The organism is Acidicapsa borealis (genome assembly GCF_059115245.1).
This window is the reverse complement of record NZ_JCACNY010000001.1, coordinates 1,545,064-1,568,577: the sequence shown is the minus strand read 5'-3', so window position 1 is coordinate 1,568,577 and position 23,514 is coordinate 1,545,064. Positions and strand designations below refer to the sequence as shown.

Annotated in this window: 17 protein-coding genes; 5 read left to right on the top strand and 12 right to left on the bottom strand. The window is 59.6% G+C overall.

The genetic code is table 11. From position 1 onward, the window contains the following. Positions 1-104: 104 nt before the first annotated feature. The 8 genes from AC5S27_RS06275 to AC5S27_RS06240 all read right to left on the bottom strand — a co-directional run bounded on the left by AC5S27_RS06275 (position 105) and on the right by AC5S27_RS06240 (position 10,879). Positions 105-3,302, bottom strand: coding sequence for an Rne/Rng family ribonuclease (locus tag AC5S27_RS06275; protein WP_493933705.1), 3,198 nt, complete (start codon positions 3,300-3,302; stop codon positions 105-107). 480 nt (positions 3,303-3,782) lie between these two features. Continuing rightward, entirely contained in the window at positions 3,783-3,956 is a 174-nt protein-coding gene (locus AC5S27_RS06270) for a hypothetical protein (RefSeq protein ID WP_493933704.1), read from the bottom strand. Positions 3,957-3,991: 35 nt separating this feature from the next. Then, on the bottom strand, positions 3,992-5,095 hold the full coding sequence (gene rodA, locus AC5S27_RS06265) for a rod shape-determining protein RodA (RefSeq protein ID WP_493933703.1): 1,104 nt from the start codon (positions 5,093-5,095) through the stop codon (positions 3,992-3,994). Between the two features lies 1 nt (position 5,096). Then, entirely contained in the window at positions 5,097-7,214 is a 2,118-nt protein-coding gene (mrdA, locus tag AC5S27_RS06260; RefSeq protein ID WP_493933702.1) for a penicillin-binding protein 2, read from the bottom strand. Between the two features lie 101 nt (positions 7,215-7,315). Next, complete coding sequence (mreD, locus tag AC5S27_RS06255; RefSeq protein WP_493933701.1) at positions 7,316-7,846, bottom strand: rod shape-determining protein MreD; 531 nt, start codon at positions 7,844-7,846, stop codon at positions 7,316-7,318. Next, the gene (mreC, locus tag AC5S27_RS06250; protein WP_493933700.1) at positions 7,846-9,189 is read right to left on the bottom strand and encodes a rod shape-determining protein MreC; all 1,344 of its coding nucleotides are present in this window, start codon (positions 9,187-9,189) and stop codon (positions 7,846-7,848) included. The genes mreD and mreC overlap by 1 nt, the downstream gene beginning before the upstream one ends. 88 nt (positions 9,190-9,277) lie before the next feature. Beyond that, positions 9,278-10,342 carry a rod shape-determining protein gene (locus AC5S27_RS06245; protein WP_493933699.1) on the bottom strand — a complete coding sequence of 355 codons (1,065 nt, stop codon included), beginning with the start codon at positions 10,340-10,342 and terminating at the stop codon, positions 9,278-9,280. 87 nt (positions 10,343-10,429) lie between these two features. Next, positions 10,430-10,879: a hypothetical protein gene (locus AC5S27_RS06240; protein ID WP_493933698.1), complete on the bottom strand. Its 450-nt coding sequence runs from the start codon at positions 10,877-10,879 to the stop codon at positions 10,430-10,432. 92 nt (positions 10,880-10,971) lie between these two features. Here AC5S27_RS06240 and AC5S27_RS06235 point away from each other — a divergent pair, with 92 nt between their 5' ends. The 3 genes from AC5S27_RS06235 to AC5S27_RS06225 all read left to right on the top strand — a co-directional run bounded on the left by AC5S27_RS06235 (position 10,972) and on the right by AC5S27_RS06225 (position 15,243). Continuing rightward, on the top strand, positions 10,972-11,490 hold the full coding sequence (locus AC5S27_RS06235; protein ID WP_493933697.1) for a DUF427 domain-containing protein: 519 nt from the start codon (positions 10,972-10,974) through the stop codon (positions 11,488-11,490). 109 nt (positions 11,491-11,599) lie between these two features. Then, positions 11,600-13,918 carry a GH92 family glycosyl hydrolase gene (locus tag AC5S27_RS06230; RefSeq protein WP_493937277.1) on the top strand — a complete coding sequence of 773 codons (2,319 nt, stop codon included), beginning with the start codon at positions 11,600-11,602 and terminating at the stop codon, positions 13,916-13,918. A 56-nt stretch (positions 13,919-13,974) separates the two neighbouring features. Next, positions 13,975-15,243, top strand: coding sequence for an MFS transporter (locus AC5S27_RS06225; protein ID WP_493933696.1), 1,269 nt, complete (start codon positions 13,975-13,977; stop codon positions 15,241-15,243). Between the two features lie 35 nt (positions 15,244-15,278). Here AC5S27_RS06225 and AC5S27_RS06220 read toward each other — a convergent pair whose 3' ends face one another. From AC5S27_RS06220 to AC5S27_RS06210, 3 genes are all read right to left on the bottom strand, one after another. After that, positions 15,279-16,376, bottom strand: a complete 1,098-nt coding sequence (locus tag AC5S27_RS06220; protein WP_493933695.1) for a GGDEF domain-containing protein — start codon at positions 16,374-16,376, stop codon at positions 15,279-15,281. Further along, positions 16,331-16,486 (bottom strand): hypothetical protein, encoded by a 156-nt coding sequence (locus tag AC5S27_RS06215; protein ID WP_493933694.1) that lies wholly within the window; start codon positions 16,484-16,486, stop codon positions 16,331-16,333. Before AC5S27_RS06215 ends, AC5S27_RS06220 begins: the two co-directional genes overlap by 46 nt. 233 nt (positions 16,487-16,719) lie before the next feature. Beyond that, positions 16,720-18,675 (bottom strand): glycoside hydrolase family 97 protein, encoded by a 1,956-nt coding sequence (locus tag AC5S27_RS06210; protein WP_493933693.1) that lies wholly within the window; start codon positions 18,673-18,675, stop codon positions 16,720-16,722. A 189-nt stretch (positions 18,676-18,864) separates the two neighbouring features. Here AC5S27_RS06210 and AC5S27_RS06205 point away from each other — a divergent pair, with 189 nt between their 5' ends. After that, the gene (locus tag AC5S27_RS06205) at positions 18,865-20,355 is read left to right on the top strand and encodes an aldehyde dehydrogenase family protein (RefSeq protein WP_493933692.1); all 1,491 of its coding nucleotides are present in this window, start codon (positions 18,865-18,867) and stop codon (positions 20,353-20,355) included. 23 nt (positions 20,356-20,378) lie between these two features. Further along, positions 20,379-20,852: a hypothetical protein gene (locus AC5S27_RS06200; protein WP_493933691.1), complete on the top strand. Its 474-nt coding sequence runs from the start codon at positions 20,379-20,381 to the stop codon at positions 20,850-20,852. A 110-nt stretch (positions 20,853-20,962) separates the two neighbouring features. On the opposite strand, the gene AC5S27_RS06195 is transcribed toward AC5S27_RS06200, so the two are convergent. Beyond that, a complete protein-coding gene (locus AC5S27_RS06195; RefSeq protein WP_493933690.1) occupies positions 20,963-23,395 on the bottom strand; it encodes a GH92 family glycosyl hydrolase in 2,433 nt (810 codons plus the stop codon). Positions 23,396-23,514: the final 119 nt, after the last annotated feature.

Genomic DNA, 23,514 nt, shown 5'->3' with positions numbered 1-23,514 from the left:
TTCCATGAAAAGTTGTCTGGCCACAGCTTCGTGCTTTCCGTGCAAACAACAAGGGCCAGGACAATTGTCCCGGCCCTTGTTGTTTCGGTTATAGATAAATCGGTCTATCCCTGGATGTCGAACTGCTCCGGGTGCAGGGTCGGATCGCTCTTCACCAGCACGTTCTTGCCTGTCAGGTCTTCGAGTTCGGTGAGCCACTTGGCGTTGTTGGACTTGAGCGCCTTGGCAGTCTCCGGGTTCACACGGACCATCACGTCCGTCTGATCGAAGTGCTTGCGCATCTTCCGCATCTCAACGTAGATTTCGTTCGCCACGGTCGCAGCCGACTTCACCATACCGGTTGCCTGGCAGACCGGGCACGGAACGGAGAGAGTGCGCTCGAGCGACTGCTTGACGCGCTTGCGGGTGATTGCGACCAGGCCAAAGTCGTTGAACTGAAGCACCTTGGTTGGCGCGCGATCCTGCTTGAGAGCCTCTTCCAGAGCAGCCATTACGCGGGTCCGATTCTTGCGCTCGTCCATGTCGATAAAGTCGATGACGATGATGCCGCCGAGATCGCGCAGGCGAATCTGGCGAACAATTTCCGGGATCGAGTCGAGGTTCGTCTTGAGGATTGTGTCCTCAAGACGCGCCGTCTTGCCGACGTACTTGCCAGTGTTGATATCGATCGCCACGAGCGCTTCCGTCTGGTTGATGACGATGGATCCGCCAGACTTGAGCCAGACCTTCGACCGCAGCGCCTTGGAGATTTCTTCCTGAATACCGAAGTGCTCGAACAGCGGCACTTCCTTGGTATAGAGCTTCACGCGGCGAACAAGCTCGGGCGAGAAGCGGTTCAGGAAGCGGACAATACGTTCGTAATCGGCTTCAGAATCAACCCAGATATGCGAGAAGTTGTCGCTGACCTGGTCGCGCAGGATGCGCTCGATCAGGTTGAGATCGTGATAGATGAGCGCAGGCGGCTTGGAACTGTCGGCGCGCTGCTTGATGTCGTTCCACAGATTGATCAGGAAGCGAAGGTCAGCGCGGAGCTCTTCTTCCGTGGCTCCTTCCGCAGCGGTGCGGACGATGAATCCGCCCGACGCCTCACCTTTTTCGCTGACCAGGATGCGCTTCAGCCGCTGACGCTCTTCATCCGAGGCAATCTTGCGGCTCACTCCAACATGGCTGACCGTCGGCATGAATACCAGGAACCGGCCCGGAAGCGCGATGTGGCTGGTAATGCGCGCGCCCTTCTTGGCAATTGGTTCCTTGGCAATCTGAACCAGGATTTCCTGACCCGGCTTGAGCAAGTCGCTGATGATCGGCAGATCGGAGGTCTGCGCGGTGCGGCGAGACATACCGGAACCACCGCGACGACCATCACTTCTGCCCTCGCTTCGGCCTTCACTGCGTCCCTCAGAACGAATTTCGGAGCGACCGTCGCCACGGCCCTCACCGCGACCTTCGTTGCGACCACGTCCCCCGCGATCGCCGCGTCCGCGGCCACGATCCCCACGGCCCTCACGGCCACCAGTTCCGGGAGCAGCAACACGGGCTGCCCCAGGAGCGGCCTCGGTTTCGTCATCATCATCGTCAGACTCGATCAGGATGCGATGGTCCAAGTGCGCTTCCTGCAGCATCTCGCCCAATGCTCCCGAGCGAATCTGCTGCTGCAGCGTCTCTTCTTCCATCTCTTCGAGATCGTGCTCGTCGCCGTGGTGCGCCTTGAGCGGAGTGAACTCGTACTCTTCCTCTTCGATAACCTCTTCTTCGACCAGCCCCTCGCCCGGCGAATAGGCGGAGACAGCAGGAACAGTTCGGGGCACCGGTGCCGGAGCAGGCGGCTCTTCCTCTTCCTTCTTGCGGCCACCAAAGAGGTCCTTCAGGCGGAAGCTGCTGGGCGGAAGTGGGTCTACGTTGTGGCTGGCAGAAGCGTTCGGATGCTCCTCGTCCCCGGACGCATGGGGATGCTCGTGCTCGGCGGACGTCTCATCGTGGTCTGCGTGAGCGTCGATCGGTGCTTCCGATTCCTCTTCTTCAAACTCGTCCGACTCTTCAAACTCCCCGGAAGGCTCCTCGATCTCGTGCTGGAGATCGCTCTCGACCAGCGCCTCAGAAAACTCAAAAGTTGCAGGAACGTGAGCAACGTCTTCCGTCGTTTCAGGCACTGGCTCCGGCTGAGCGAGCACTCCGCTCGGCTCGGCGTGCACCGGCGCGGATGGTGCTACAGGTTCAACAGGCTCAGCCTTGCGATGACGTGCGATCGACTCACCGGGAAGCAAGCCTTTGCCGTCCCAGACGATCTCGTGCTCGATCAGCGTCGATGGTTTGGTCACAGTCCGGTCAGGCAGCGGATCGGAAGTATCCGGCGGCAGTTCGCTGAGAACCAGGCGGCTTGGCGCGGATTTGACCGGAGCGGCGTTAGCATACTTCCCAAGCGACTCGCCCGGCAGCAGAAAGGGCGTCGGCGCGCCGGTGGATGAGGCAGGATCGGCCGCGCGGAAAGTCTCGCGAGTTTCGCGGGGAGCCTGATAAGCAGTAGGCTGGGGGGCGGCTGAGGCCGCGGCTTCAAACTCCAGCGGCGATGCTTCGGCTTCTTCAAACTCCTCTTCGACGCCCGCATCGGCGGTGACTTCCGCCTGACCCAAGGGTTGACCGGTGCTTTGGCCCGCAGACTGCCCTGACTCGTCGCGCCCGCGTCCACCTCGACGACGGCGGCGGCCACGCAAACGCCGATTGCCCTGTTCTTCCGTCTCATCCTGACGCACCGTGGCGTCAGCTACCGATGCCGGAATTACGTCTGAACCAAACGAAGAGACGGAACCATCTTCCAGTTGAACGGTGGGCAGAAACTGTCCCTGGAGTTCACCTTCGAGCGGTGCCGGACGGACTTCACCACGATTCTCGCCACGCCCATCGCGGCGTCCTCTGCCGTCTCGTCCATCTCGTCCTCCGCGGCCTTCGCGATCAGAACGGGGCTGTGACTGTGGCTGCGCCTGAGGCTGAGCAGCCTGCGGCACCGGCGGAGCAAGCCGAACCGTATCGCCCTGCGCAGAAGCACGCTCGACCTCGTCGGTATCTTCCTGGTCTTCCATTTCAAGGAAGTCAGTGACATAGAGAAACGCGTCGCGTTCCAGGCCGATGTCAACGAACGCCGACTGCATGCCCGGCAGAACCCGGGTTACGCGGCCCTTATAGACAGAACCCGCGAGGGTATATTCATTTTCCCGCTCGTAATAAATCTCAGCGAGCTGGTCGTCTTCCAAAATCGCAAGCCGCGTTTCGTGCGGCGTGCTGGAGATACAAATTTCCTTGGCCATGTTGCCTTTCCGCCCTGGAGCCTACGCTCATCAGGGTCTGCGGCAAGGCCGACTGCATGGTGCGAGCGGAACGCTGTTCCTGCTCTGAAGCATCCGAAAGGAGGGGAGAAAGTTGCCTGGAAGGCTGTTCGGGAAGGAGTCCTGCGCAGGAAAAATCGAGCGCCGGAGTAGAACCTTGTGTGCAAGCCCACGTCTGATAGGAGGGAACTACACTTCGCGATTCTCTATATCCATTTGACCCATGGCAAAAACGCCATTCACAGCTACGACCGGAGCCCAGAGAGTTTGTGGCCAACTCGACTTTTCCGAGACTCTCGGAAAATGTCGATGCCGTTAAACCCGACGCATTGAGCCGAAACTGCTTCCGCCAAACCGTGACTTCAGCGTCGTGCGACGTTGAAATTGCGGTTCCGGTGAGTTTCGTACCCATCCCTGCCTTATCGGCGGGGCCATGCATGGGGACTACCCGTCTCTGCGTGCTCATTCACCCAATCCTGCCGGGGCTGTTTGCAATCGAAACCCGCCGGCGAAGTGATTGATTTGATACTGCTTGTCTTTCGCGCCAATCGTCGGGCGAAAGTGAAAAACCGCATACTGCTCTGCTGCAACCCTTGGTAAATCTTGACGATAGTGCCAAAACTTCTGGTCCTGCATTCAGTCCTGCGTTGCCAGCCCCAAGTGAAATCGGGTCAGTTCACAAATCGGCGCATACGGACGTTCATCACAACGCCCAGCGCCAGAAATGTGAACAACACCGAAGATCCGCCGTAACTCATTAACGGTAAAGGAATTCCGGTGACTGGCATAAAGCCGATGACCATGCCAACATTGACCGCAATCTGGAAGGTCAACACGGCGACGACACCCATAACGAGCAGCGAGCCGGGCATATCTGCGGCAGTTTGAGCGTTTTGAATCAAACGCATCAATATCACGAAGTATAGCAGCAGTACAAGGAACGCGCCGATGAAGCCATGTTCCTCGCTGAAAGCCGCGAAAATGAAGTCAGCATGGGGGATAGGCAGGAAATCGCCCTGCGTCTGAGTCCCCTGCTGCGCGCCTTTGCCCCACACCCCACCCGAACCTACTGCAATCAGCGATTGCCGCACCTGGTAGCCAGAACCCTTCGGATCATTGTCAGGATTGAGGAAGCTTGTCAGCCTGGCCTTCTGGTAGGGTTTCAAAATCTTCCCGCTCGACCAGACGCCGACGATGGCGACAATTCCAACGGTTCCAAGAATCAAGGCCTGTTTCCAATGGATTCCTCCGAGGAACAAACCGGCCAGCAGAATCGGCGTGTAAGTCAGAGCAGTTCCAAGATCAGGCTGCATCAGCACCAGCACCATGGGAAGACCAACCAGCGCTATCGCCTTCAGCACATCCCGCCACGTGAGGCTTTTGCCACCCAGATTGGCAAAGTACCGCGCCATCAGCACGATCAGCGCCAGCTTGAACCACTCCGACGGCTGGAAGCTGATGGGCCCAAGCTTCAGCCAGCGCTTGCCGCCTAAAGCTCTGTGGCCAAACAGCTTGACCGCAACCAGCGCCAGCAGGAAGAAGCCATAGAGATACCAGACAATGTCAAGAATACGATGGTAGTCAATCATCGACATGATGAACATCGCCACCACGCCGCCGCCGATCCAATACAGCTGCTTGGTATGGAAGCCATGATATTTCGGCGTCAGATGGGTAGCTGAGTAAATTTCCAGAACAGAGATAGCGCAAAGGATGAGCACCATCCCCAGCAAAAACCAGTCGAAATCACGAAAAGTGCCGATGCGGCGCGCCACGTTAACGTCCCTTCGCAGGTAACGCTGTGGCTACCGCGATAGGTTTCGCGGCCAGAAACGTCGGTTTGGCCGCTCGCTCGGGACTGCTTATTCGAGGATTGCCCGGGTCAGGCGTCCTTCCGGCTACTACCTTGCCATCCTGTACCAGGAAATGCCCGGCATGCAGCTTCGCAGGCTGCCCGGCATTCTTTCCATCCGCCGGAGCAGAATCACCATCCGACCAGACCGCAGCCACATCCACAGGAACCGGCTTCACGCCTTTGACCGGCATCAGGTTCCCTTCCTTCCGCCGCTGCTTCTCAACATAAGCCGCAACCACCTGCGCCGAGATACGAGCCGGGTAGTAGCTGAATCCGCCATGCTGCCAGAGCGTCGCGATCACCAGCTCAGGATTTCTCCGCGGCACCACGCCGACGAACCAGACATTGGGGATGGTGTCCCGGGTCTTCGCCATCTTAGCCAAAGCTTCGTGGCCGACCACCTGTGCCGTCCCCGTCTTGCCCGCCAGATCGATTCCCTCAAGATGCGCCGAACCGGCTGTATGAAATGCACCGGGCTGCGTCACTTCGGCCATACCGTCCGTAATGGTGTTCCAACTCTCCGGGTCGATCGGGAAAGTCGCTTCGCCGGTGCCGGGGTAGCTGTCCAGCAATCCTTTGCGGAAACTCTCCGGAAGCTGGTTCGGGAAGACAGCATGCGGACGCATCATGTGGCCTTCCGAAGCAATGCCGCCGATGATGCGCGCCAGCTGCAGCGGCGTCGCTTCCACCGCTCCCTGCCCGATACCGACCGAAATCGTTTCGCCCGCATACCACTTGCGGTGGTAGTTCTTCATCATCCACTGCGGAGAAGGCATGAGCCCCGGCTGTTCCCCCGGCAAATCGACGCCAGTCTTCTGGCCATAGCCAAAAGCCGTCGCGTACTTCGCAATACGATCAATTCCCAGTCGGTCAGCCAGCGTGTAGTAGAACGTGTCGCACGACATCGGAATGGCGTTGTGGATGTCCACTCCGCCATGCCGCTCGTCGCAGTGGTAATAATGTCCGTAAAAATCCGCGCCGCCCGAGCAGTTCACGCGCAGGTTCTGCGCAATCCCCTCTTCGAGCCCCGCCACCGACATCAAAATCTTGAAGGTCGACCCCGGCGCAAGCTGCGCCTGGATTGCCTTGTTCATCAGCGGCCGGTCCGGGTCGGTGATGAGCTTGTTCCAGTCCGTGCGGCCAATGCGCACGGCAAAGGCGTTCGGATCGTAACTGGGGTGCGAAACCAGCGCCAGGATCTCGCCATTGCGCGGGTCCATAATCACAATCGCTCCGCTGCGATCGCCAAGAGCGTTCTCTGCTGCGCGCTGCAAATCAATATCAATGGTGAGCTTCAGGTCCTGCCCAGGAGTCGCAAGCTGAATTCCGCGGCGGCCAACTTCGCGCCCATGGCTATCGACCACCACATCCATCGAGCCATCCGTCCCGCGCAGTAGCTCGTCGTAAGTCTGCTCAATCCCCGCCTGCCCCACCACGTCGCCCGGCGTGTAGTAGGCGTACTTGGGATCGTTGAGCATGTCTTCGCTCACTTCGCCCACATACCCGATCAGGTGAGCCGCAAAGCCGTCGCGCGGATAGAGTCGCCGCTCTTCGTCCACAGTTTCCAGTTCCGGCAATTCATTCCGGTGCGCCTCGATGAACGCCTGCTCGTCTGGCGAAATATCCTGCTTGATCGGAATCGGCTGGTATCCGGGAGCAAGCCGGAAGTGGTGCAACGTGTTGCGCAGATTTTCAAGATCGAGATTCAACCCTTTGGCAATCAGCGGCAGATCGGCGTCGATGTTCCGATTCTGCTCGCGTACCAGGAAGCACGACACGGAAGGGTAGTTGTCCACCAGCAGACGGCCTTCGCGGTCCAGCAGTTTGCCGCGCGCAGCCAGCACCGGCACCTTGCGGATGCGATTCTGTTCCGCAAGCACCCGCCAGTTATCCCCGCCCAGCACCTGCAAACGCCACAGCCCGCCAATCAGGATCAGCATCATCAGCAGAATGCCGTACTGCACCGAGGCCAGCTTCAGCATGGGAAGCTTTTCTTCCCGCCCGGCGATATTGACGCGTTGGACCTTTTCGACTGCCATGAAACTCCAGCTGCCAGCTACTAGCTGCTAACTCTTAGCTTACCTGTTTTTGAATTCCGCATGGTTACCTTGCAGTTGCTCTTTATGCCTATTTTGAGCTGCTAATCACGCATTTGCATCCGGTCAAGTAACGGGAACAAGAACAGGCCGATCACGCCATTTCCTACCGCTTTGAGCAGCTCACTCAACCAGTTCCAATGCAGGTCAAGACCCAACAGGCCGGTCGTGATAAAAACAACAATTGCACTGCCCAGCGTCGTAAACAGAAAGTTCAGCAACATCCGGATAATGTTGTTATCCACCACAATCCGAAGTCCAATTGAGGCCGCCAGAAATCCGCAGACCGAATTCGCAATCCCATGAATCCCAATCGCACCCGACGTCAGCGCATCCTGCGCCATGCCGAGAATGGCTCCCAGAATCGTCCCGTGAATAGGACTGCGCCGGTTCAGCGCAAAATAGATCGTCACCAGCAGCGGCAGGTCCACGTACGCGTACTGACCTAATACCGGCACACGCGGCAACGATGCCTGCAGCACCAGTGCCACCAGCGGCACCAGCACATAGATATAGGACGGATAGCGGCGGATTTCGAAATCGCGCCGGTAGTCGGGAGTCAGCACTTGCGCCATTACTGCGTCCCCCCTTGCGGCTTTGAAGCTGGCTTGCCTGTGTTCGGCTTAGGATTGGCCGCCTTCGGCGCAGGCTTTGTGCCTGGTTTCGTCCCAGGCTTCGGTTGCGCAGGCTTTGCCGCCGGTTTCGCCGTATCGTCGTCGCTCACGGGAGCATCCGGCGAGTCCGGAACGTTGGCCCGAGGCGAAGGCTCCTGCGCTCCGCCCGGCGAAAACCGGTCCGGATGCTTGGCCGCAATCGGCCTTGGCGTTACCGGCGGCAGAGGAGGCCCGTCCGTTGGCTTCGACTCCTCCGCCTTGCCATCGGTTCCCTTGCCATCGGCATCCGGTGCATTCGGATCTTTCAGGCTCGGCAAGCGCTCCGCCATCTCCGCCGCAGCTTTCTTGCGCGCAGCATCGGCAGCCACTTCAGCGCCTTTCAACTGCTCGCTGGTCTGAATATCAGCCATCTGCTCTGGTGAAAGATGGGCATCCAAAGACGTGATCACCAACACTTCATCCAGGTGCTGCAGATTGGCCGCCGGCTTGATGATGACGTTGATAAATGCCCCGCGCTCCTGATCCCGCACCACCTGCTGCACCACACCAACAGGAAGGCCGCGCGGAAAGATCTGATCCCCGCCCGCCGTGAGCACTTTCTCGCCCGGCTGAATCCGCGAATCCGCCAGAATATTGATGACCTGCGGCTGGCCGCCCGCGTTCCCACGCAGAATGCCGCGAATGCGCGTCGTCTCCAGAACCACACCAGCGCCGCTGGTCTGGTCATTGATCAGCAATACCTGCGCCGTATTGGTAAAAACATCCCTTACCTTGCCCACGATGCCGTCCGCAGTAATGACTGCATCGTCCTGCGCCAGACCGTCTTTCGATCCCTTATCTAGCCAGATCACGTGGCTCTGGCTGCTGCCGCTGGTCCCAATCACCTGCGCCGGGGTCGTCTTGTAGATGTACTTCTGCTGAAAATTGAGCAGCGCCTGCAGCCGCTGGCCCTGCAACGCGTCTTCGCGAAGCATCGCCTGCTCCAACCGCAGCCGGTCGATGGTCTGCTGAAGTTCTTTGTTTTGTTCGCGCGTGTGGCGGAGGTCGAGATAGTCGCCCCAGAAACCGGTTGCGCCACTGCTCGTCCCGTGGATCGCGCGCTCGAACGGCGTCACAATCTGCACTGCCCACAGCCGGATCAGCCTTACGCCCTTGCCATCCTTCGTATCCAGACCGGCGTCAAGGCCTGGAAAACCCGCAACCGGCACCGTTTTGCGCACCTGCACCGCTAGACCGATGACCTGCAGCAGCACAGCCGCCAGCAGCACGATCAGGTTGCGATAGCGGCTGAAGAAGGATTCCATCAAGGCTCAGTGTGGGTGTGAAATGTGAGTGTGAGATGCGGATCAAGCGGTTGTCTTTCACACTCGCACTGCACACTCACACTCGACTTTAGTCGATCTTGATCTTGCGCAGGAGGCGGAAGTCGGAGAGCATCTTTCCAGTACCTAGCACCACCGAAGCCAACGGGTCGTCGGCCACCGAAACCGGCAGGCCGGTTTCCTCGCGGATACGCTTGTCGAGATTCTTGATCAGCGCACCGCCACCAGTCAGCACGATACCGCGATCGGAAATGTCAGCCGAAAGCTCCGGCGGCGTCCGTTCCAGGGCCACGCGGATCGCGTTCACGATGACGGCAATGCATTCTGCCAGCGATTCGCGAATTTCCGAGTCGTCAATGGTGATCGTCTTGGGCACGCCCTCGATGAGGTTTCGCCCTTTGATCTCCATCGTGATCGGCTTGTCCAGCGGGTATGCTGAACCGATCTCGATCTTGATCTGCTCTGCCGTGCGCTCACCGATCAGCAGGTTGTACTTCCGTTTGAGGTAGTTGGTGATCGCCTCATCCATCTGGTTGCCGGCCATGCGGACCGACCGCGAGTACACAATACCCGACAGCGAAATGACAGCGATATCGCTCGTCCCGCCACCGATATCGACCACCATGTTGCCGTAAGCCTCGGTAATCGGCAATCCGGCGCCAATGGCGGCCACCATCGCCTGCTCCACGAGATAGACCTCGCTGGCCTTGGCACGGTAAGCCGAATCCTCGACCGCCCGCTTTTCCACTTGGGTGATCTCCGAAGGCACGCCAATGACAATGCGCGGATGCACCAGCATCTTGCGGTTGTGCGCCTTTTGGATAAAGTAGTTCAGCATCTTCTCGGTGACCTTGAAGTCAGCGATGACGCCGTCCTTCATCGGCTTGATGGCGACGATATTACCCGGCGTGCGGCCGAGCATGTCTTTGGCCTCTTTACCGACGGCCTCCACTTCACCCGTGTTCTTGTTGATGGCGACGATGGAGGGCTCGTTGACCACGATGCCCTTGCCTGCCGCATAGACCAGTGTGTTGGCTGTGCCAAGATCGATCGCCAGGTCACTCGAAAACATACTGAACAATGAGCGAAAGCCGTGGGAACGCGAAGGACGCGAAGGATAACCGTTAGATGACATTTTTCGAATAAACTCTCTACCGATTATTGTACGGCCATACAGCCCCTAGTGCGGATAGTGGAGATCCATCTCAAATCGCGGGAGTACTCAGCGGGGTAATGCCCTTAGCAAGGGCGGAGAAAATGTCACCAGAAACGCCACTCCCAGCACAATTCCCAGCGTCATCGGTGCCGGTGAAATCGAAAATACTGACCAGGACACCAAAATCCAGAAAGCCATGTTCGCAGAAGCCGCAAGATAGACCCAATCGGAGAACCGGTGTTGATCGCGAAAGAAATCCATCTGCCCCAGTGCAGGGATCGGTGCCCTGTTGAACCCAACCGCCCGCAACAGCACCACCGGCAGCAGATTCGCGGCCAGCACCACCACGGTCCACACCACCGGAGCGTAAATCTGCGGATACCGGGGCACGAGCCACCAGGTGATCGTCACCGTCATCAGGATGTTGGCCGTCGCGCCCGCATTCACCAGCGCTGGAAAATGCGTCAGGTCGGCCAGACGATCCATCCGGTCAATCGGCTTGTCGGAACTCTTCAACTTCGCACTTCCATCCGCCCAAACAGGAGTAGTCCCAGCATCCGCTGCAACCCGCATCCGCGTCTACAGTGAAAGCAGGGGTCCGCTACGTCATGAAAAAATCCGGCGCTGAAGTTGCAAATCCAGAAGCCAATCCGGCACAAACGGAGTCCGTCTGGGACTACCCGCGCCCGCCGCGCCTCGAATCCACCCCTCGCCGCCTTCGCATCGTCCATGCCGGCATCACGGTCGCCGAAACCAACCGCGGCCAGCGCATCCTCGAAACCAGCCATCCGCCTGTCTACTACTTCCCGCCGGAAGACGTAGCGATGCACCTGCTTCGCCCCAGCGCCCGAGGTCGCAGCTTCTGCGAATTCAAAGGCCTGGCCACCTATTGGGATCTGGCTCTCCCTGGCCAAAAGCCAATCGCCGCCGCAGCCTGGAGCTACGCCACCCCAGCAAAGCAGTACGCAGCCCTGAAAGATCACCTCGCCTTCTACGCCAGTCGTGTTGACGAATGCTGGGTCGACAATGAGCGCGTCCAGCCCCAGCCCGGCGACTTCTACGGCGGCTGGATCACCTCCCACGTCACCGGCCCCTTCAAAGGCGCACCCGGCACCATGGGCTGGTAGGCTTCCCGCAGTTCCTGGCAGCAGGCATCGTCAATTAGATTGTGACTTGGTCGAAATTTAAGCAAACGACCACTTGCGATCCACCGACGAGAGGGCAACCGTGGCCGAAATGACGAAAGAAAACAACTCCCGCCCCAGCCGAAGAAATTTCCTCAAGACTTCCGGCCTTGCCGCGATCGGCTCAACACTCATCGGCGAGCGAGCCGCCGAAGCCGCCGTACCCGCCAACCCGGCTACCAGTCCAACACCCGGCCCGGCGTCCAAGGCCAGCAAGGACAGCTTCAAGACCGCAGTCGATGCCGTGAACATCCTGCAAGGGACAGACTCAACACCAGCCTTCTCGCGCGGCAACACCCTGCCCATCGCTGCCCTGCCCTTCGGCATGGCCCACTGGACGCTGCAATCCCAGGCCGGCTCCCCCTGGATGTTCAGCCCCGGCGTACGGCGCATTCAAGGCCTGCGTTGCACCCACCAGCTCAGCCCCTGGCTCGACGACTACGGCCACGCCATCTTCCTGCCCTTCTCTGGCGACATCGACCCCACAGCAGGCTCACGCGCCTCGTCCTATCGCCCTGAAGACGCAAAGCTCCTGCCCTACTCCATGCAGCTCTTCCTGCTCCGCTACCGCGCCAAGGTCGAACTGATTCCGACCGAGCGCTGTTGCCTGCTGACCGCGTCCTTCGAGAACAGCGACGGCCCGAAACCCACCGGCCTGGCCTTCGACGTTCTCGGCAAAGGCGCAGAGATCACGCCCCAGCCCGCCAGCAGGCGCATCCGCTTCACCTCGACAGCCAACGCCGGCGGCGTCCCGGAGGGCTTCGCCACCTACTACGTCATCGAGTTCGCCGAGAAGTGGGAGAGCTTCGACATCAAGAAGCCCGAGGAAGGTTCAGGCCGCCACCAGCAGGAAACACAGATCGGCGTCGTCAAGTTCAAGCCCGGCGCAGCCATCGAAGCCAGAATCGCAACCTCCTTCATCTCCTTCGAGCAGGCCGAGCTGAATCTCAAGAACGAGCTCGGCCAGAAATCGCCAATAGCCCTGCGCGATGCCGCCGCAGCCACCTGGAACGAGCACTTCCATCGCATCGAAATCGAAGGCGCATCCTCCGAGCAGCAGCGCACCTTCTACTCCTGCTTCTACCGCGCCCTGCTCTTCCCCCGCACCTTCCACGAGCCCGACGCCAGCGGCAAATTCCAGCACTACAGCGCTTTCAACGGCAAAGTCGAGCCCGGTCTGATGTACGCCGACCACGGCTACTGGGACGTCTATCGCGCCTGGTATCCCTTCATGTCAATCGTCTTCCCGGAAAAACTCGGCGAGATCCTGCAAGCCTGGGTCAACGCCTACAAGGAAGGCGGCTGGCTCCCGCAATTCCCCGCCCCCGGCTACCGCGCCTGCATGACCGGCAGCCTCATCGATTCGGTTCTTGGCGACGCAGCCGCAAAGAACATCCCAGGCTTCGACCTCCAGGCAGCGTATGCAGGCCTGAAGAAGCACGCAACGATGAAGGGCGATGCCGCGAAAGGCTACGGCCGCGTCGGCATCGAAGAATACCTCAAGTACAACTACCTGCCCGCCGACCAGATCGACCAGTCCGCCGCCGAAACCGTCGACGCGGCCTACGGCGATTTCTGCATTGCTCAGGTAGCCAAAGCCGCCGGCAAGCAGGACGACTACGCCATGTTCATGAAGCGCTCCGAGAACTGGCGCAACATCTTCGACCCCAGCGTAAAGTTCCTGCGCGGCAAGAACGCCGACGGCTCATGGATGACCCCGTTTGACCCATTCACCTGGGGTAATCCCTACGTCGAAGGCGGCGCCTGGCAGCATCGCTGGGACGTGCCGCACCAGCTTCCCGAACTCATCGAAGCCATGGGCGGAAGAGCCGCCTCGGCAGAGGCTCTCGAGAAGATGTTGACCACCCCGCCCATCTTCAACGTAGGCGTCTACGGCTCAGAGATTCACGAAATGTCCGAGATGGCCGCCGTCGAGTTCGGCCAGTACGCCCACTCCAACCAGCCCTCGCACAACATGCTCTACGTCATCGCCCACGCGGGCCGTCCCGACATCACTCAACTCTGGGTCCGCAAAGTCATGGACGAGCTCTACTCACCGGAGCAGTTTGCCGGCGATGAAGACACGGGCTCAATGGCCGCCTGGTACCTCCTCAGCGCCCTCGGCTTCTACCCCCACTGCCCCGGCAAGGCAGAGTACACGCTAGGCAGCCCGCTCTTCGTAAAGTCCACGCTTCGACTCCCCGGCAAAAAACCATTCGTCGTCGAAGCCCCCGGCAACACCGCTGAGAAGGTCTACGTCAGCAGCACTCAACTCAACGGCCAATCAGTCTCTGGGATCACCATAACCCACGCAGCAATCACCAGTGGCGGCACACTCCACTTCGAGATGTCCGCAACTGCAAAGGCCTAGCGCGGAATCTGTCGAATGGCTGGTAAAGTAAGGCCAGCCATTCGGAAGAGGTGAGAATGAAGTTCCGCAATCGCGTGCTGGTGCTTCTTTCTCTGCTGCTTGTCATCACGTATCTCGACCGCGTCTGCATCTCGGTTGCCGGCCCGCGCATGCAGCAAGCCTTGGGACTCGGCCCCTATGCGTGGGGCTGGGTCACCGGCATCTTCATCCTCTCCTACGCCATCTTCGAAATGCCCAGCGGTGCGCTCGGCGATCGCATCGGCGCCCGCCGCGTCCTCACGCGCATCGTGCTCTGGTGGTCCGTCTTCACCTCGCTGACAGGTCTCGTCTCGGGCTTCTATCCGCTCCTCGCCGTCCGCTTCTTCTTCGGCATGGGCGAGGCCGGAGCATTCCCCGTCGCCTCCGTCGCCGTCTCCCGCTGGTTCCCCGTGCACGAACGCGGACGCGCCTTCGGCATCATCATGATGGCCAGCCAGTTCGGCGGCGCCATCGCTCCCTTGCTCGTCGTGCCAATCCAGATTCACTACGGCTGGCGCGCGTCTTTCTTCGTCTTCGGCTTCCTCGGCATCGGCTGGAGCGCCATCTGGTTTCGCTGGTTCCGCGACTCTCCCGCCGAGATGAAAGGCGTCCCCGCATCAGAACTCGAAGAGACGAGCGGGCTGGTAGTTCGCTCCCACCACAACTTCCCATGGAAGGCGATAGCTCGCTCAGGCAATCTCTGGGCAATCCTCGGAGTAGCCGGCTGCTACGTCTACACTTACAACTTCTTTCAATCCTGGTTCCACACCTATCTCGTGAAAGCACACGGTTACAGCGAACACGACCTGCTGCTCTCGTCCCTGCCCTTCGTCGTGGGCGGCCTCGCAAACTTCAGCGGCGGACTCGCCAGCAATCGAGCCGTGAAGAGGCTGGGCCTGTGCCAGGGCCGCCGCGCCATCGGTCTCGCAGGGCTCGGACTTTCCGCGGCGTGCACGGTAACGCTGATGCTCACCCACAATTCCGCGCTCGCCCTCTCCCTGCTCTGCCTCATCTACGGCGGCATCTGCTTCCAGCAACCAAGCGTCTTCGCCGTATGCCTCGATATTGGCGGAGAATACGCCGGCGCCATCGTCGGAGCGATGAACACCGCATCGCAGGCCGGTTCATTCCTTTCCTCGATCGCCTTTGGATTCCTGGTCGAGCGCTTCGGCAACTACACGCTACCTTTCATCCCCATGGCAGCGCTGCTCTTGATCGGCTTCTGGCTCTGGTTCAAGGTGGACGCAAATAAACTGCTTTTTCAGAGGCATGATCTACCGTTGCAACCTGCAACAGCAAATCATTGATCCGGGTGCGCATCAACGGTACGAATTGTTTGCCTTCACGAACCAGCAGGATGCGCACCAGCCGAGGACGCCAGGGCTTCTACTCCGGCGCCGTCGGGCGCGAAGAAGCACACCTGGTCGCGGCCAAGTTTCTTAGCCTTGTAGAGTGCTACATCCGCCTCATGTAGCAGGTCAACGGCGGTCGCCACTTCCCGCCCACGCGTCGTCGTAGCCCCCAGGCTCGCAGTGACCTGCACCGGCGTTCCATCAAAAACGAAGGGATATTCGCGGATGGTCCAGCAAAGATATTCCAGCACGGTCACAGTTTGAGACTCATCTGTATGCGGCAGAATCAGCACAAACTCCTCACCACCATAGCGACCGACAACATCGGCCCCGCGCAACCGCCTACCCAGCAGTTCCGCCACCGTCGACAGCACGATGTCGCCAGCGGCGTGCCCGTGCGTATCGTTGAGCTGCTTGAAGTGATCAAGGTCGAGGATGGCAATCGTGAGGTTGTCCCCGTAACGCTGAAAACGCGCCAACTCACGATCCAGAGCCTGCTCCAACCCACGGCGATTGAGCACCTGCGTAAGCGGATCAACAACCGCCTGCTGCAAAAGATCAAACTCCAGCCTTGCGTGCATCATCCAGATAAAGGCCAGCGGCAGCAGCGATGTGTTGACGATATACGCAACAGCGCTCGTTACCTCCAGCCGGTGAGAGTAGCTATCCGGATCAGCATTGAGGAAGAACGCAACCAGAAAACGAGCTATCTCAATCGCCACAAAGATGACGAGGAAGCTACCCATCAGCACGCGTGGCGCTCGCGTAGACCGCTCCGTGCCTACGGCGAGGATCGCCACGGTGACCAGGCATTCCAGGGCAATAGCGCCATCGCCCAGCGCAAAACTATGAATCTGGCCAGGGTCACTCCTCCAGAGTAGAAAGAAAGGCAGTGTCACCAGCAAAATAGCCGCTGACATCCACACCGCCTTCCCTGTCTTGCGTTCGAATCGCACCAAAGCGACGTTGAGCAGTGCATAGGAGAGCGGGATCATCGCCTGGTTGATGCCATGGCTGACCCAGTTCGGCAGGTGATCGCCACTCAGGTCAAAGATAGCCCCGCCGCATTGGCCAGGAAGCTGAACCATAGCCACCGCCGAGTCGCATCACTCCAGCGCTGCAATGCCAGCACGCCGAACACCACCGTAAAGCACAGGAGTTGAACATCCTGGATCAGCAGCGCGGCATTGATGAGCATGTAACCAATCCTAGCGTGAGCGCGGCTTGGCTCCAATCTTCTTTTGCCAGATAAGGCGTTACCGAAGCGATGCCTGTGTTCCATCTACCCCATTTAGTTCGGACTGCATCCTCCAGCAATACCGGCCCGTGACCGCCTTGCTGATTGCGACACTTGAAATATCGGCGATTTCCAGGCCTGCAACCGACTACACGCAACCGACCTAACCATCGCAAGACACTTTGGCCGAATGACTAAGGCGCTGGTTCAAAGTAGAGCGCCGCCCCGCCCGCAGGCCTCATCGGAAGTGTGATCGCATCCCGCGCCGTCACCACTTTGGTGCTCTGACTAAGCGCCTCGTAATTCGCCTTCGGGTCCGCGGGATCCAGAAATAGATGCGCCGTGAACGTACCCTCTCCCAGAAAGCTGAGCGGGAGTCGATAGCTGTAAGCCTCATCCGCCGTCATCCCACCCACGAACCACTTCTTCCCGCTGCGCCGCGCCATCACGATGTGTTCGCCCACAGCACCATCCAGCACCCGCGTCTCATCCCACACCGTAGGCACCACGCGCAGAAAATCCAGCCCCGGCTGATTCGCATAATGCTCCGGATCATCCGAAACGCACATCAGCGGACTCCAGTACACAACAAACAACGCAAGCTCCTGCGCCCGGCTGCCCATCACCTCCGTCGGCATCGTCTGCTTCCACTCCGCGGGACTGCGATTCAAAAAGCCACCCGGCGTGTAATCCATCGGCCCCACCAGCATGCGCGTAAACGGCAGCGTCAGCTTGTGCGTCGGCGTCACGCGATTCGAGAACTTGTTGTACTCATTGCCCATCACACCCTCGCGTGTGAGCAGATTCGGATACGTCACGCGCAAACCCTTGTCCTTGAACGCCCCGTGATAATCCACCATCAGGTGATGCGCCGCCGCCAACTGCACCACGCGGATATACCAGTTCACCATCGCCTGGTCATCGCTATCCATGAAGTCAATCTTGACTCCGGCAATGCCCCACTTCTCATAGAGCGCAAACACCGCATCCAGCTTGCCCGCTTCCAGCGCTTTGTTGATATCCGTGCTGTGGATCCAAAGCCATTCGCGCACATGATGGTCCTTCGCGAACTGCAACAGCCCCGGCCAGTCGAGATCCGGCTTGGGCTTCATGATGTCCGTCGTAGGCTCGCCATACGGCCCGTACCACTGCCAGTCCATCAACTGGTAAGGAAAACCCATCTCCGAGGCAAACGCGATGTAGCGCTTGATCGTCTCGTTATCGACCTGCGTATCGCCGCTCCACCAGTGGTCCCACGCCATCATCCCCGGATGAATCCACGAAGTATCCGCAATCGCCGACGGCGGATTCAGATTCTCAATCAGCGAAGACTCAATTAGCGCCCCCGGCGTAGTCCCCAGCATGATCACACGCCACGGAGAAGCATGCGGCAGCTTCCCCGTCACCAGCCCATTACCATCTAACCTCGGTGACAAATTCGCTGCGAGCCCCGTATTGGTTGGCGTCAGGGACATACCCGCCCAGTCCGAAAGGTCCGCCTCCGCCAACGCCGCATAAACATTAGGCCTCACCTCCGCCAGCAGCGGCAATCCAACAATCGATCCGTTACTCAGATCAGATAACTTCACTTTCGGATAATGCTGCTCCGAAGAATTGTAAAACGCCGGATACGTCGTAGCCCAAACGGTAGGATCACCCGGAAAACGAAACCCCGTCAGCTCCGTCTTCACAACAAAATCCCCATTGCCACTCTGCTCCGGAAGCTGATAGCGAAACGCCACACCATCCGCATACGCCCGAACCACAAGCCCGATCCGATGCTCCGGCGAAGCAGAGTCCGCGAACAGCAGCGTCATCTCTTTATAGTGATTGCGCACTCCAGCAGACTTGGCCCACACCAGCACAGTCGGCTGATCCACAGCTTGATGCTTCTCCTCGATGACCTTCAATTTTGCCGCGGTAGGCCAGCCCTTCAACTCAAGGCCCAGAGGAGAATCAATGATCACCTGCTGTCCGTGGAACGCGACCGAATATGTCAGCGGAGCCTGATGCACCTGAACGCTCACATTGCCCTCAGGAGACGTCACAGTCCATGAAGCCGCAGCAGCAACAGGCTGCGCCACGGCAAACATCCCGCTCCCCAACACCAGACAAAGAACCGTAAATATCGTTCGACGCAAGTTCAACATTTTCCCCCGCTCCTGATGCCTGAAAAGAACGAATGCCTTTGCCCACCGCGAGTCTGGCACTGGCTGCCCGCAGCAAGCCTACAGAATCGATAGGAGAACGGGCTACATCAAACATGGGATAAGCTGGAGAGTTGGCACCTGCACCCTGCAGAGGCCCGTCTGTCTTCATAACGCAAAGCGAGGAATTCTGTGGCAACGAAGATCTATCACAATCTCATCGGCGGCGAATGGCTGCCCTCCAAATCCGGCCAGACCTTCCAGAACGTCAATCCAGCCGATCATTCCGACATCGTCGGCATCTTCCCCTCATCGAACGCCGAAGACGTTGACCTCGCCGTAGCGGCCGCCAAGAAGGCCTTCGCCACCTGGCGCCTCGTACCCGCGCCCAAGCGCGCCGAAATCCTCTTCCGCGCCGGCCAGCTCCTCGCCGAACGCAAAGAGCAATACGCCCGCGAAATGACCCGCGAAATGGGCAAAGTCCTCGCCGAAACCCGCGGCGACGTACAGGAAGCCATCGACGAAGCCTATTACGTCGCCGGTGAAGGCCGCCGCCTCTTCGGCCAGACCACCCCGTCCGAGCTCGCCAACAAGTTCGCCATGTCCATCCGCATGCCCGTAGGCGTCGTCGGCATGATCGCCCCGTGGAACTTCCCCATGGCCATCCCCTCGTGGAAGCTCTTCCCCGCCCTCGTCTCCGGCAACACCTGCGTCATCAAGCCCGCCGAAGACACACCGCTCTCCACCTACAACCTAGTCCAGACCCTCATGGACGCAGGCCTTCCGCCAGGCGTCATCAACATCGTCGCCGGATTCGGCCCTGAAGCAGGCGCCCCCATCGTCGAGCATCCCGACGTGCGCGCCATCAGCTTCACCGGCTCCAGCGCCGTCGGCTCGCACGTCGCCCAGCGCGCCGCCGCCAACTTCAAGCCAGTCTCTCTCGAGATGGGCGGCAAGAACGCCATGATCGTCATGGAAGACGCCAACCTCGAGCTGGCACTAGAAGGCGCGCTCTGGGGCGCATTCGGCACTACAGGCCAGCGCTGCACCGCCACCAGCCGCATCCTGCTGCACAAAGACATCGCCGCCGAATTCACCCAGAAGCTAGTCGCCCGCGCCGCCGCACTCAGCGTCGGTAACGGTCTCAACGACGGCGTCGAAGTCGGCCCGCAGGTCAACGAGCAGCAGATCGAAACCAGCACCAAGTATTGCGCCATCGCAGTTGCAGAGGGGGCACAGCTCCTCACCGGCGGCAAGCAGCTCACCGAAGGCCCCTACGCCAACGGCACCTTCTTCGCACCGACCGTATTCGGCTCCGTCACCCCAGACATGCGCATCGCCCGCGAAGAAGTCTTCGGACCGGTCGTCTCATTGATCGAGTTCAGCACCTTCGAAGAAGCCATCCAGATCGCCAACGGCATCGATTACGGCCTCTCCACCGCGCTCTACTCAAAGGACGTGAACCGCGCCTTCGCCGCCATCCGCGACCTCGAAGCCGGCATCACCTACATCAACGCCCCCACCATCGGCGCGGAAGTCCACCTGCCCTTCGGCGGCGTCAAGCAAACCGGCAACGGCCACCGCGAAGGCAGCGCGGCCATCGACTTCTACACCACGTGGAAAGCCGTCTACATCGACTACAGCGACACCCTGCAACGCGCCCAGATCGACAACGCCGAGTAATCGCCAATTCCTGCTTCTGGTTCATGCGCGCCAATGTTATCTTGGTCCGCATGAACCAGAGCTACCGCAGCGGGCCCCAGGTACCGCTCTTCCTTCTCCTGCAGATCCTCGGCGTCGTTGTATTCGCCATCGCCTTTTTCCTCCCCGCAGTGAACTTCGCCAATTCGACCCCCGGTGAGGCAATAAGCGGTTGGTTCTGCGCCCGCTTTGCCCTGTTGACCGTCTACCATTCAGAAGTCAAGGGTCTGAACGAGTTCCTCGTCGTCCTCAGCGGCTGGATCAACCTCATCACCGTCGCCTTCCTCATTCTCAGCCTCACCCGCAAACTGGCCCCGCTACGCATGATCCTCGCCGCACTCCTGCCCATCTTCCTGCTGGCAACCTGGGTCTTCCTTTTCTTCCGGGTCCACATGATCGTCTTCGCCGGCCACTACCTCTGGGTCATCGGCGCCCTGCTCATCTTCTCCCGCGAACTGGAACCGAACTCCGCTGTCTAGCAAGCAAAAACACGTCGATCCGGTGCCACACCTCTTGCTATGAGCCGCACCGCCGCCTGGATCCTAAGCGATACATCTCCTGCATATCCCCCAAGAAGACACAACCTACGTCACTTCGCTATCGCGGCAGCATCCGACAGCGAAGGTGGCGCATCTCCCGTATCCCAATGCGTCGGGCGGCTCGTCATCTTCAGCACCAGCGTCCCACCCCGCATCAGCTCATCATGGGTAAACCACGAGCGATGCAGAGGCTCGCCATTCCACGTCGCGCTTGCAATGTACAGGTTTGTGTCGGAGACATCCGTAGCCACGATTGTGAAGCTCTTGCCGTTCGGCAAATGCATCGTCATCCGCGGAAAGTAAGGGCTGCCGATGAGGTAAGTCGTCTGCGCCGCTACCGGGAAAAATCCCAGCTTGTTGAACACATAAAAGGAACCCATCGCCCCTGAGTCGTCGTTGCCCGGCAGCCCCTTCGTCCCGGTCGTGTACGTGCTCGCCAAAATGTTGCGGACCTGGAAAGCAGTGCGATCCTGCCGTCCCGCCCAGTTGTACAGATAAGGCGAAAGGAAGCCAGGCTCATTGCCCACATCGTAGCGGCCAACGGACTTGAAACTCGCCGCCGGCGTCTTCGAAGCTGTATCAAACCTGTTGTCGCGAATCGCAGCCACATCCGCAAAGAAGAGGTCGAGGCGATGCACAAAAGCATCCCTCCCGCCAGCGATCTCCATGAGCCCACGAACATCCTGCGGAACAAACAGAGAATAGGTCCAGGTGCTTCCCTCATAGAAATTGTTCTGATGCCAGGTGCCGCCAAGGTTGGCATCGAACGGCGTCAGCCAGCTCCCGTCGCGATGCCGCATCCAGATAAAGCCGCGCACATCGCCACCCTCCGTATGATCCATCGCATCCGCATCCCACAGCTTCTTCCAGTTCCCGGCGCGAGCGAGATACTTGGCTTCATCCTCGCGGTGCCCAAGCCCCCGGGCCATCAACGCAACGGCGTAATCATTGGCCGCATATTCCATCGAGCGCGAGCCAGGCCTGTCCGGCCGATTCGGGATCGGCGCCTTGTCCGCGCGCGCCGCTGAGTAGAGAGCGTCCGGTGATCCCTCACGCTTGGGCCCGGAGCCCTCCAAAGACAGGTATCCAAGAGAGTGCCACTCCGAGAGATCGCCCCGCCCCTTGAAGATGTAGTTCTCCGGCTCTACCTCCGCGTCCTTGACCACCGCGGCATACGCCTTGGCATAGTCGATGCCCGGCAGATGCTTCACGTAGGCGTCGGCAACCACCATGTCCGCATCGGACCCACCCTGCGTTACCCCGGTAAAGTTGCCGCTGCGTCCGTCTGGCAGATAGCCGTCATGCTCGCCAATATCCAGCAGCGAGTTGACGATAGCCACTTCGTGCTCCTGATCGATCAGCGTGAGCAAAGGGTTGGAGCTGCGAAACGTATCCCAGAGCGTATAAAAATCACCGTAATTCGGAGCAGCAGAAGTCCACACCGGATTCTCCCCCGTCAGGTCCACCGGCATCAGCATGCAGTGGTAGAGCGCCGTAGAGAGCTTGGCAAGCTCGGCATCGCTCGCGCCCGTTACCTGGATCGGCGCAAGCGCCTTATCCCAGGCGGCCACCGCCGCCCTGCGCGTGCCGTCAAAATCGAACCCCGGCACCTCGGCAAGTGCATTCTGCTTGGCCTGTGCCACGGAGATATACGAGATACCGATCTTCACCATCACACTCTGCTTGGCGCGCGTCGCGAAGCTAAGGTAAGCACCGTTCGAAACCATCGCACCAGCCCCCGGCAGATGGCCCGGTGCCTGTTGCGCAGCATAGTCTTCCAACTTGCTCTCGGCATGCACCTGCGCCTCCTGCCAGGTTCCATAGGCGGTCGCCGGCGTGTCGGTGACCGCATAGAAGAAAACCGTATACGGCGTATTCTGCCCGTTCCATCCACGAATCGCGGAGGTGGATCCGGCAACCTCCGTGGCCGACAAAACCTCCGCATGGCTCGCCGTCACGATCTGTCCTTCATATGTAGAGACAAGGATGTGACCCACGTCGAACAGCAGGTTCCCCTCTTGCGTCGCCGGATAGGTGAACCGGTAAACAGCAGTCCGGCGAGCAGCCGTGATCTCTGACTGAATCCCGTACCGCGCCAGTTCCACCGCATAGTAGCCAGCGGAAGCCTGCTCATTGCCGCGCGGAGAAGCAGCCGTTTTCGGCTTTACAGGGCCAGTCGTCGGCAGGATCAATACATTGCCATACTTTGGCGCGCCACCGGTGCCCGAAACATGCGTCTGCGAGAAACCCAGAATTTCCCCATCCGCATTCCAGCCCGAATTCGACGTCCCCGGCGCCATGTCCGGTCCCGGCTTAGCCATTCCGTAGGGCACAGCAGGGCCGATAATGACGTTCCCGCCACCATCCACCCCAAGTTTGGGGTCAATATGCGCTGCCGACTGGGTCCGGCCATCGGCGGGAAATATACACAACAGCGAAAGGACAGAGAGAGATCGCACCAGGAAACGCGCAGAATAAGGCATGTTGCTAACGGTAGAACAGCCGGGGAACCATTGAGAAGTGCACGCCACCAAAATCCGCAAATTCGTTGTGCCGTCTCAATCCCCGTCTGTCTGAACTGGCCGTCATTTCCAGAAATAAG